Source organism: Rhizobium leguminosarum bv. viciae (genome assembly GCF_012276115.1).
In the GTDB taxonomy this organism is placed as follows: Bacteria; Pseudomonadota; Alphaproteobacteria; order Rhizobiales; family Rhizobiaceae; genus Rhizobium; species Rhizobium leguminosarum_T.
On sequence record NZ_WIEU01000013.1, the window covers coordinates 182,995 to 193,194 of the forward strand.

Annotated in this window: 14 protein-coding genes and 1 pseudogene; 10 read left to right on the forward strand and 5 right to left on the reverse strand. The window is 59.9% G+C overall.

What is annotated here, in order from left to right:
- The first annotated feature begins 29 nt into the window (after positions 1-29).
- The 7 genes from msuE to GFM02_RS22465 all read left to right on the forward strand — a co-directional run bounded on the left by msuE (position 30) and on the right by GFM02_RS22465 (position 3,017).
- Positions 30-590 carry an FMN reductase gene (gene msuE / locus GFM02_RS22435; RefSeq protein ID WP_168322839.1) on the forward strand — a complete coding sequence of 187 codons (561 nt, stop codon included), beginning with the start codon at positions 30-32 and terminating at the stop codon, positions 588-590.
- A gap of 11 nt (positions 591-601) precedes the next feature.
- Entirely contained in the window at positions 602-799 is a 198-nt protein-coding gene (locus tag GFM02_RS22440; protein WP_027667287.1) for a hypothetical protein, read from the forward strand.
- A 135-nt stretch (positions 800-934) separates the two neighbouring features.
- On the forward strand, positions 935-1,111 hold the full coding sequence (locus GFM02_RS22445) for a hypothetical protein (RefSeq protein WP_165505261.1): 177 nt from the start codon (positions 935-937) through the stop codon (positions 1,109-1,111).
- A gap of 13 nt (positions 1,112-1,124) precedes the next feature.
- Positions 1,125-1,274 (forward strand): hypothetical protein, encoded by a 150-nt coding sequence (locus GFM02_RS22450; protein ID WP_168322840.1) that lies wholly within the window; start codon positions 1,125-1,127, stop codon positions 1,272-1,274.
- Positions 1,275-1,344: 70 nt separating this feature from the next.
- Positions 1,345-1,926, forward strand: a complete 582-nt coding sequence (locus tag GFM02_RS22455) for an RBBP9/YdeN family alpha/beta hydrolase (RefSeq protein WP_168322841.1) — start codon at positions 1,345-1,347, stop codon at positions 1,924-1,926.
- A gap of 11 nt (positions 1,927-1,937) precedes the next feature.
- Entirely contained in the window at positions 1,938-2,246 is a 309-nt protein-coding gene (locus tag GFM02_RS22460; protein WP_168322842.1) for a hypothetical protein, read from the forward strand.
- A 3-nt stretch (positions 2,247-2,249) separates the two neighbouring features.
- Positions 2,250-3,017, forward strand: coding sequence for a gamma-glutamylcyclotransferase (locus GFM02_RS22465; protein WP_168322843.1), 768 nt, complete (start codon positions 2,250-2,252; stop codon positions 3,015-3,017).
- A 25-nt stretch (positions 3,018-3,042) separates the two neighbouring features.
- On the opposite strand, the gene GFM02_RS22470 is transcribed toward GFM02_RS22465, so the two are convergent.
- Genes GFM02_RS22470 through tauA form a run of 3 tightly spaced genes read right to left on the reverse strand, consistent with a single transcriptional unit; the run spans position 3,043 to position 5,745 of the window.
- Positions 3,043-3,897, reverse strand: a complete 855-nt coding sequence (locus GFM02_RS22470) for an ABC transporter permease subunit (RefSeq protein ID WP_168322844.1) — start codon at positions 3,895-3,897, stop codon at positions 3,043-3,045.
- A complete protein-coding gene (locus GFM02_RS22475) occupies positions 3,894-4,682 on the reverse strand; it encodes a taurine ABC transporter ATP-binding protein (RefSeq protein ID WP_168322845.1) in 789 nt (262 codons plus the stop codon). The genes GFM02_RS22470 and GFM02_RS22475 overlap by 4 nt, the downstream gene beginning before the upstream one ends.
- A gap of 55 nt (positions 4,683-4,737) precedes the next feature.
- Positions 4,738-5,745, reverse strand: coding sequence for a taurine ABC transporter substrate-binding protein (gene tauA, locus GFM02_RS22480; RefSeq protein WP_168322846.1), 1,008 nt, complete (start codon positions 5,743-5,745; stop codon positions 4,738-4,740).
- Positions 5,746-5,962: 217 nt separating this feature from the next.
- On the opposite strand from tauA, the gene GFM02_RS22485 reads away from it, so the two are divergent.
- From GFM02_RS22485 to GFM02_RS22495, 3 genes are all read left to right on the forward strand, one after another.
- Positions 5,963-7,324 carry an FAD/NAD(P)-binding protein gene (locus tag GFM02_RS22485; RefSeq protein WP_168322847.1) on the forward strand — a complete coding sequence of 454 codons (1,362 nt, stop codon included), beginning with the start codon at positions 5,963-5,965 and terminating at the stop codon, positions 7,322-7,324.
- 201 nt (positions 7,325-7,525) lie between these two features.
- A complete protein-coding gene (locus GFM02_RS22490) occupies positions 7,526-8,218 on the forward strand; it encodes a GntR family transcriptional regulator (protein ID WP_011654275.1) in 693 nt (230 codons plus the stop codon).
- Positions 8,219-8,275: 57 nt separating this feature from the next.
- Entirely contained in the window at positions 8,276-9,226 is a 951-nt protein-coding gene (locus tag GFM02_RS22495; protein WP_168322848.1) for an IS481 family transposase, read from the forward strand.
- A 13-nt stretch (positions 9,227-9,239) separates the two neighbouring features.
- Here the strand turns inward: GFM02_RS22495 and GFM02_RS22500 are convergent.
- Both GFM02_RS22500 and GFM02_RS22505 read right to left on the reverse strand, forming a co-directional pair.
- Positions 9,240-10,000, reverse strand: a protein-coding gene (locus tag GFM02_RS22500; protein WP_168322849.1) for an IS5 family transposase whose coding sequence is annotated in 2 segments (ribosomal slippage) — positions 9,240-9,673 and positions 9,673-10,000 — 762 coding nt in all. Because the reading frame shifts where the segments join, the coding sequence is not laid out codon by codon here.
- Positions 10,001-10,068: 68 nt separating this feature from the next.
- Positions 10,069-10,200, reverse strand: a pseudogene (locus tag GFM02_RS22505) (IS481 family transposase); the annotation flags it as partial.

Sequence of the window (10,200 nt, forward strand, 5' to 3'; positions counted from 1 at the left end):
GTTGAGGCAACGCAAAGAGAGGAAAAACCATGTCAGGTTTCAAACTCGTCGGCATCGCTGGCAGCTTCAACCGTCCATCGAAGACATTGGCACTTGTGCGGCACGTCGCCGAACGTGCGAGCATTCGCTACGCGTTCACGAGCAAGACGTATGATCTGCATGATGTCGGTCCGTCACTGGGCAGCGCCTTGTGGCGCAAGGATCTCGACGCGCAGGCCAGGCGTGTCGTCGACGAGATCGTGCAGGCCGATGCCCTGATCATCGGCTCGCCGACCTACAAGGGCTCTTATCCCGGCCATTTCAAACACCTCATCGACCTGATCGACCCCCACGAACTTCGGGGCAAGCCGATCATCATCACGGCGACCGGCGGCGGTGACCGGCATGCTTTGATGGTCGAACATCAGCTTCGGCCGCTGTTTGGTTTTTTCATGGCCCACACCTTGCCGACCGCCGTCTATGCGTCCGACCGCGATTTCACAGACTATGCGGTTTCATCCGACGCGCTTTTGGCCCGCATCAACGAAGTGATCGGAGAATTGGCGGCCTTCTTTCCGGGCGCAAACCCGGCCCTGGCGGCAGCCGAGTAAGGATCGTCACCATGGCTCGATCTCAGGAAGCGACGATCACCGATGCGGAAAGGCCGGGGCCAAGCGAGCAATTATGGAGCGTCTTCGAATTCGCCCGACGCTATCGTCTCGCCAAACGCGAGGAGAACCGCCTGCTGATGCTCTACGGACCGACGGCATCGCTTCACGTTCTACTCGCCAATGCACAACGTCATTCGCTGATTTCGTAGAGCAATTCCAGCAAAAGTGCGCAGCGGTTTTGCGTCCGGAATTGCATGAAAACAAAGAGATAGAGCACTTCCGTGATTCGAAGAAAAACGGAAATGCTCTAACCGAAGAATACCGGTTCCTGACAGGAGGTTCGCATGAAGCTTGATTTTCAGTTCTGGCTGAAGCTTTCGATCGGCCGGTTCCTCGGCCTGAAGCCGCCCGCTGCACGGGAGCCGGTAAACGGATTGTTCGCGCGGGACGAAGAGCGTGACCGGTCCGCCCGCGAATACGAACTCCATTATTGGGGCACGATGCCCGGCCTTTGGTATTGAGGAGAACGGCGTGATGGCGATTATCGTTGAGACCGACCCGCGGCGGCACGGTGCGAGAAGAGCGGAAGGCAGCGTCATGTCGCATTTCAGGCATGCGGCCGGAATCTGCACGATCGTCAGTTCCTTCACATTCCTGTTCGCCCTGGTGATCGGGTGGATCTGATGAGTGATGTCCGATGTTTGCCCCGATCGGGAGAAAGACCGACGCGCAGCTTCAGAGAGGATGCCGTCAGATGATCGATGTACTTATTCTTCCCGGGCTTTTCGGCTCGGGAGAAGGGCATTGGCAACAGCACTGGCTGCAGGATCAGCCAAGCAGTCGTTGCGTCGTTCAGGATGACTGGGATCATCCGAACCTTGACAACTGGCTGTTGCGATTGGAAGGCGCGCTTGAAGAGGCCGGCGAGGCCTATCTGGTTGCCCATAGTCTCGGATGCCTGCTTGCTGCCCGCTTGGCCGGGCGAAGCGCTGCCCGTCGCGTCAAAGGGGCGTTGCTCGTTGCTCCATGCGATCTGCCGGCCACGGAAAACCTGCATCCCAGGCATATTTCGTTTGGCGCCATGCCGACGGCGCCTTTGCCCTTTCCGAGCATCGTCGTCGGCAGCATGAACGATGCCTACATGACGGTCGATCGGTTGACCCTGTTCGGTCGCCTGTGGAACGCCGAGACCAGGAATATCGGCCTTGCCGGGCACATCAATGTCGCCAGCGGCTTTGGCCGCTGGCGCAACGGCTACCGATTGCTGGAGGGCTTGAAGACGCAAACGCGCGGTCGAAGGCATGTCGTTTCCATGCCGCCGGCTTTTGCTATGTGAGTGGGTCCACAATGTCCGACATTGTCGCCGACCTGCTGCGCCTGAGCGAAGATCCGAATGCCGATCCGAAGACCAGGCGCCGCCACACCATGGAGCGGCTGGTGCAGACGCTGCTCGCCATGGCCGATGCCCAAATGGGATCGGAAGATTCGCAGCATCGCCATTCCATCATTCATTTGACGACGATCATCCGCGAGATGACGGGAAGGATCGCCGAGGCCGATGATGCGACGTTTTCGGCAATCGTCAGGGAGGCCGCGATGCTGATACGCAGCCTGCAGCGGCGCCAAGCCGATGCGGCCAGATTTACGGTGCATTGACGCATGACGGAGATCCGGGAGCATAAGCAGTCGGCGGTCCGCGAAAGCAAACTTTTGATGACCGGATCAAGAATGGCTCTGACGGACGAGCTCGTATCGCTGAGCCTTCGCCCCGCGATCGACGTCGGCCCCGAACCACACCGAAAACCGCTGACCGAAGCGGAGGTGGAGATGCTCGCCAACCGGCTTCTGCACGAGTCTATCGGCGCGCCGCTTTGGATCTTCGCCTATGGATCATTGATATGGAAGCCGGACTTCGATGCCGTTGAATCGCAGCATGGCGCAACAAGAGGGTGGCATCGCTCCTTCTGCCTGCAGATGACCCGCTGGCGGGGAACGCGCGCCCAGCCGGGTCTGATGATGGCACTTGACCGCGGTGGACGTTGCAACGGCATTGTCTTCAGGCTTGCCGATGACGATCGCCTTGGCCAGATTCGGCGGTTGATCCGCCGTGAAGTCGGCACGATCGAAGACGCTGCGTCGGTTCGCTGGATCCCCGTCGCGACCGCGCATGGGCTCGTGCGCGCGCTGGTCTTTTGGGCTGGTCCGAAGGGCGAACGTGTTTCCCGCAAATTGCCGCTGGAGACGGTGGCGCAGGTGCTCGCAAGAGCCTGCGGACACATGGGCTCCTGCGCCGAATATCTGTATCTGACGGTGAAACATCTGGAGGAACGCGGCATCCGGGACCGCAATTTATGGCGGCTTCAGAAGCTGGTCGCAGCCGAGCTCGTCGCCATACACGGGCTGAACGCGGCGGCGGGAAGCCATTGAATATGGCCTCCCTGCAGCCCTCTGGTCAGAGCTTGCCCTTCCACGGCACGAGGAACGCCTCCAGAAACCGGATGGCGGCCGAGAAGGTGAACGCGCAGATCGCGATGATGCCGATACCGACGAAGACGACGTCGGTCGCCAGGAACTGTGAAGCCGACATGATCATGAAACCAATCCCGCGCGTGGAGGCGATCAATTCAGCCGCAACCAGCGTGCCCCAGCCGACACCGAGCGCTATCCGGATGCCGGTGAGAATCTCGGGCAGGGCGGATGGCAGGACGATGTCCAGGAAGAGCTGCAGCCGGCTCGCGCCCAACGAACGCGCGGCATTGACGCGTTCGATCGGCAGCGAACGGACACCGGCCTGGGCCGAGAGGCAGATCGGTGCGAACATCGCAAGCACCAGCAGCGTGATCTTCGACGTTTCGCCGATGCCGAGCCAGATGATCATCAGCGGCAGGTAGGAGAGCGGCGGAAGCGGCCAGTAAAACTCGATCGGCGCGTCGAGCACGCCCTTTGCCCAGCGATTCAGGCCCATGAGCAATCCGAGCGGAATGCCGGCGGAGACGGCGATGAGGGCGGCGACGACGATGCGGAACAGGCTTGCAAAAACATGCTCGGACAGTGACGCTCCGGCGTAACCGTCGCGATAGATGGCGCCGATCTGTGTCAGCACCTCGTCCGGGCGCGGCAGAAACAAGTGTGGGACGACACCGAGCGCCGATACCAGCCACCACAACAGCACTATGGCCAGCGCTGTGGCAATGCTGATGGCCACCGTCGATTTCTCGCCGGCGCCGAAGCCCGCCATTTTCACCAGCTTGACCTGGTGGTCCTCTCTACCCGTCGCCATCGGCGGGGCCTGCACTATATCGCTCATGCGGCGCTCCTCAGATCTTCGGTGCTGTGGAGAATGGCGCGGATTTCCTCGCGCAGCTCGGCAAATTGCGGCGACGCCTTGATCGATCGGGCGTCGCCGGTCTCTGCGAAGCGGCGAACGAAATCCAGATCGAAGCGTGCCACGACGCGTCCCGGTCGAGGTGACATGACTAGGACCTGCGTGCCCAGGAACAGGGCCTCTTCGATCGAGTGCGTGATGAAGAAGACTTTCTTTGCCGTTTTATCCCAGATGGAAACCAGCAGTTCCTGCATCTGCTCGCGTGTCAGGCTGTCGAGTGCGCCGAATGGCTCGTCCATCAACAGGATGTCGGGATTTGTCGCCAGAGCCCGTGCGATGCCGACACGCTGGCGCATGCCGCCCGACAGCTCGTAGGGAAAAGCGCCGGCGAATTCGTCGAGACCGACCAGCCGGAGCAGCTCCAGCGCGCGCGCCTCGCGCTCCTTGCGCTTGACCCCGGCGAATTTCAAACCGAGTGCGACGTTGTCGACAACGGATTTCCAGGGCAACAGCGAGTCCTTCTGGAAAACGACGCCACGGTCTGCGCCGGGTTGTTCGACCGCGCGGCCGTCGAGCGTGATCCGGCCATCCGAAAGCGGAAGGAAGCCGGCAATCGCGTTGAGAAGGGTTGATTTGCCGCATCCCGACGCCCCGAGTGCGACGACGAAGCCCCGTTCGGGAATATCGAAGGAAACGCGATCGAGCGCGTGAACGGTCCGTCCGTCGTGGGCTGCGAAGAAAACGCTGGCGTGATCGACTTTAAGCATGTTGCCGCTCGCAGGTTCGACGCCGGCGCAACGACTGCGCCGGCGTCAGGGAGGATCAGTTGCTGACGCCGGTGAGGGCATCTGCGGTTACGAAGGCGCCGTAATTCGCCAGCACGTCGGAAACCTTGCCCTGTTCCTTCAGAAACGACGCCGTGTCCTTGAGGATCTTGCCGGCGCCCGCCTTTTCGCCGCCGCCGAGCCAGGCGTCCGATGCCTGAGCCTCGGGTGTCAGCAGCGTCAGGTTCTTCAAGGCCGAGGCATGCTGCTCGGATGTTCCGCCGAGAAGCTTGGCAAGCGACTTGGCATTGTCGCTGTCGGACCCCCAGGCGGATTTGTCCGACGCGAAGGACGCGTAGTATTTGTTGATGACCGAAGCGAAGCCCTTCAGAAAGTCCGGGTTGTCGGCGGCAAACGCCGAGGTTGCGACCCAGGCCGAGAATGTTGGCGCACCCTTGTCTGCCACCTCCTTGGAGGTCACCAGAACCTTTCCGTTCTTTTTCAGTTCGGTCAGCGCCGGATCCCAGACGAAGCCGCCGTCGATGTCGCCGCGATTATAGCTCGCGACGATCTCGGGCTGAGGGATGGCGAAGACCTGAACGTCTTTTTCGGTCAGGCCCAGCGATTTGATCAGCGCCAGGAGCTGATAGTGGTCCGTGGATACTGGCGCGGCCGCAAGCTTCTTGCCCTTCAGATCATTCAGGCTTTCGATGCCGGAACCGTTGCGGACGACGAGAGCCTCGTCGATGCCCGAGATGGAGGCGAGGTAAAAGGCCTTGACCTCGAGCCCGCGTGACACCGCAGCCGCAAACGGGCTGGAGCCGACATAGCCGACCTGCACGTCACCGGAGGCAATCGCCGCAAAGATTTCGGCGCCCGAATTGAACCTGCGGAAATCGATCTCGTATCCCGTCTCCTTGGCGAATTCGCCATTGGCGATCGCCACGGAAGACGGCAAGGCATCGGTTTGATAGGCGACGACGACCTTCTTGTCCGCCGCTTCAGCAACAACAGCCGCTGCAAGAGTGCCGACGGCGATTGCGGCAACCAAATTCCTGAAATTCATCTTGAGCCCCTTTGTTCAGGGCCGCATGGCCCTTGATCTCACCTTTAAAAGCGTAATGGTTGGGGAGGGGCTAGCGGGAGAAATAACAAACTATATTTATAGACTATAGAGATAATTGTTTTCGTGATTCTGCCGCTCGTGCGATCAGCAGGGACCGGTGAGCGACACGGGGCTTGAATGACGAAATATCTCGATGACGTTCTGAGCTTCAGGGAGAATGCATTTGACATATGATGTTATCGTGGTCGGTTCCGGTTTTTCAGCGATCGCGGTTACCTGCAATCTCATCGAGCAGCTTCCGGCGTCGGCGAAGGTCGCCGTCGTCGGCGACGATCCTGGCTTCGGCCGCGGGACGGCGTACCGGACGGAGCTCTATCTCCATCGCCTCAATGTTCCCGCCGGCCGCATGAGCCTGTTGCCGCATCAGCCCGACGACTTTGTCGACTGGCTGAAAAGCCATGGCCGCCAGCTGCAGGCCGGCGATTTTGCCTCGCGCAGCGATTACGGTCTTTATGTCCGCGATACGCTTGCACGGCTGCTTCGAAATCGGGATGGCCGTTGCCGGGTCGATTTCATCAAGGCCAAGGCGGCGGGATGCGTGGAACGGTACAGCAGCACGCTGGCCTTCCACCTCGGCAACGGCGACGAGATTGCCGGCAGGAACGTGGTGCTCTGTCTCGGCGTCGGGAACGCGACCCTGCCGGTCGCTCCGGATGGCATCCCGTCATCACTGCGATCGCGGATCATCGAGAACCCGTGGCGGCTTTCGTGGCTGAGGCGCGTCGCACCATCCGATGCGGTCTGTATCCTCGGATCGGGCCTCACGATGATCGATCAGGTGCTGGCGCTTCGCGCCCATGGCCACGCCGGCAAGATCGATGTGCTTTCGCGGCGTGGGCTTGCGCCGCTTGGACACGCGTGGAAGCCGCCAGCGCCTCTGCCGATCGACGTCGAGACGCTTCCAGATACGATCAGCGGCATATTGAAGACCCTGCGGGCGAAGAGCAGGACAGTTGCCGACTGGCGAGCCGTGATGGACGGTCTGAGGCCTGCAACGCAGGCTCTCTGGCAACGGCTTTCGAGCAGGGAGCGGGCACGCTTCCTCAGGCATGCGCTTCCCTGGTGGAACATCCACCGTCACCGGGTCGCGCCCGACGTATTCGACAGGTTTGAGAAGCTGGTCTTGGACGGAACCGTTCGTTTCCACGCGGGCTTCCTGAAATCGCTTAGGGCCGAGGAAGGCCGGCTCGTTGCCGGCTACAGGGTCAGAGCGGCGCGCGAGATCGCCGAGATCAGGGCGGACTGGCTCGGCAACTGCACGGGAATGGAGCGGGCCGGGATCAGTCATTCACCGCTATTGAAGGAAATGAGCCGCTATGAGTTGATCGTCCCCGGTCCTCTTGGCCTCGGAATCCAGGTGAATGCCGCGTCCGAGGTGATAGCCCCGTCCCGGATCTCGCCTGCCCGGCTGTTTGCGGTCGGTGCCCTGACGGCGGGGCAATTCTGGGAGATCACCGCCGTTCCGGATATCCGGGTGCAGGCCAAGGCCGTGGCCGAGGAGATTGTTTCAAGAGGCTAGCTTGCGACATGTAGGCAGCAGATCAAAGTGCTACAGCGTGCTTTGCGCGTCTGAAAAGACGGGCGGCGCTATAGGTCGGCACGGCGCTTGTTGAATTGCCGGACGCCGACAGCTACAGTATCTGGTACGCCATAATACGATTCTTGCATTCGGCTGCCGCGGCGGAAGTTGAGCGTGCAAAGTCCAACACTGAGGTAGACAATGAGCGGTGCTCTGAAGGACGCAATTCGAGTCGAGCGTCCTGCAAAGACCTTGCGGGAATTAGCGCTCGACAAGGTCCGCGAAGCCATCGTCAACGGATATTTCCGTCCTGGAGATCGCCTTGTCGAGCGTGACCTCTGCGCCCAGCTCGGCGTCAGCCGAACAGTCGTGCGCGAGGTTCTGAGGCATTTGGAATCGGAAGGGCTTGTCGCCAATCTGCCGAATAAGGGGCCGATCGTCGCGCAGCTCGACATCGACGAAGCCAAACAGATCTATGAGATCCGCGGCGCGCTGGAAGGCATGGCGGCGCGGCTATGCGCCGAGCGCCGCAGCCCGGAGATCGTCGCCGCGCTGGAGGAATCGCTGGCCGGGATCCGCAACAGTTACCGTGACAACGATATGGCGGCTGTGCTGACGAACACCTCTTCCTTCTATCACACGCTGTTCACGATGGTTGACAGGAACGTTGCCTGGGGTGTCGTCAATCTCCTCACCGTGCGTATAAACCACCTGCGCTCGATGACGATCAAGACGGAGAGACGCGGCATAGAAGGGCCGCTGCAGATGTCGAAGATCGTCGACGCCATCCGCCGCGGCGACGGCGAGGGGGCTTATCGTGCGGCGATGGATCACGTTGCCGCCGCGAGCGCGATCGCCGAAGCGGTGCTGTCGGCGAAAAAGCCTGCCGACTAGGTGTTTAGTCCCGGCATTTGATGGTGCATTATTTTCCTTAGAATGGAGGGAGGCACTATGGGCCAGGTTCTACACGGGAGCGCCACAACGACAGAGGCAATCCGTCGAGCAATACAAAATAGTGAAGAGAGCCTGAGAGCGCTTTCAAAGCGGTATGGGGTCAATCAGAAGACGATAGCCAAATGGAAGAGACGGACGTCATTGGCCGATCTTCCGACAGGCCCGAAGGACCCGCATTCGACAATCCTCTCCCTTGAAGAAGAAGCCGTCATCGTCGCCTTTCGCAGGCATACATTGCTGCCTCTTGATGACTGCCTCTATGCCCTTCAACCGACGATCCCGCATCTGACGCGTTCGTCCCTGCACAGGTGTCTGCAGCGCCACGGCATTTCACGCCTGCCGGAAGTGAAAGGCGACAAAGAACCGAAGAAAAAGTTCAAAAGCTACCCGATCGGCTACTTTCACGTCGATATTGCCGAGGTGCAGACGGCTGAGGGCAAGCTCTATCTCTTCGTGGCGATTGATCGCACTTCCAAGTTCGCCTTCGCTGAGCTCTATGCCAAAGCTGGCAAGATGAATGCCGCCCAGTTCCTGCGCAACCTGATCGCGGCGGTGCCCTACACCATCCATACTATCCTGACCGATAATGGCATCCAGTTCACCAACCGGGCCTGTGACCAAAATGCTTTCCTGCACATCTTCGACCGAGTCTGTGAGGAATACGAGATCGAGCATCGCCTGACAAAGGTTAAGCACCCATGGACCAATGGGCAGGTCGAGCGGATGAACCGGACGATCAAGGAAGCGACTGTCAAGCGCTTCCACTATGACGATCACGCACAACTGAAAAAGCATCTCGCCGACTTCATCGACGCCTACAATTTTGGGCGCAGGCTCAAGACACTAAAGGGCCTCACCCCCTTCGAGTTCATCTGCAAAAGGTGGACTTCCGAGCCAGATCGATTCATCATCGATCCTATCCATCAAATGCCGGGACTAAACAACTAGGCCGTGTGGACAGTTATCTGAGCCATAGCACGGTTGCGGCAATTGTGACGACAGCTTGGTAGTTTCGGGCGGTTTTCTCGAAGCGCGTGGCGACCCTTCGGAACTGCTTGAGTTTTGAGAAGCAGCATTCGATCAGATGGCGCTGAGCATAGAGGTCCTTGTCCAGCGGATATTTTTTAGCACGAGAAGGATTGTTGGGGATGACGGCGACTGCGCCTTTTCCGGCGATTTCGGCGCGCAGGCGATCGCTGTCATAGGCGGTATCACCCATGACGACCTTGGCGGGAAGCCCCTCGATCAGGGCATCGGCTTGCGGCGCATCTCCTTTCTGGCCTGCGGTGAGTGTGAAGCGAACCGGGCAGCCCAACCCGCGCACCACCATGTGGATCTTGGTGCTCAGACCGCCGCGAGAGCGACCAAGGGCCGGATCTTCAGCCCCCTTTTTGCGCCGGCAGCGTGCTGATGGGCGCGGATGATGGTGGAGTCGACGATCAGATATTCAAAATCTGGATCGTCTGACATCGCCGCAAACATGCGCCACCAGATACCCTTCTGGCTCCAGCGGCTAAAACGGCGGAAGACACTGTTCCACTCGCCGAAGACCTCTGGTAGATCACGCCAGGGCGAGCCAGTGCGTACGATCCAAAGCACAGCCTCCACAAACATTCGGTTGTCGCGGCCTGACGAACCGCGCGTGCGCTCGTCACCAATGATATGGGGAGCAATCCGCTCCCACTGTTCATCCCGCAGCACCAATCGATCCAAAACACCCATGACTGCCTCCAAAAGACAGTCTTGAATCTGATTTGCTCAAACTTGGGAATCCCAAGAGTCCACACGGCCTAGGTGTTTAGTCCCGGCATTTGATGGATAGGATCGATGATGAATCGATCTGGCTCGGAAGTCCACCTTTTGCAGATGAACTCGAAGGGGGTGAGGCCCTTTAGTGTCTTGAGCCTGCGCCCAAAATTGTA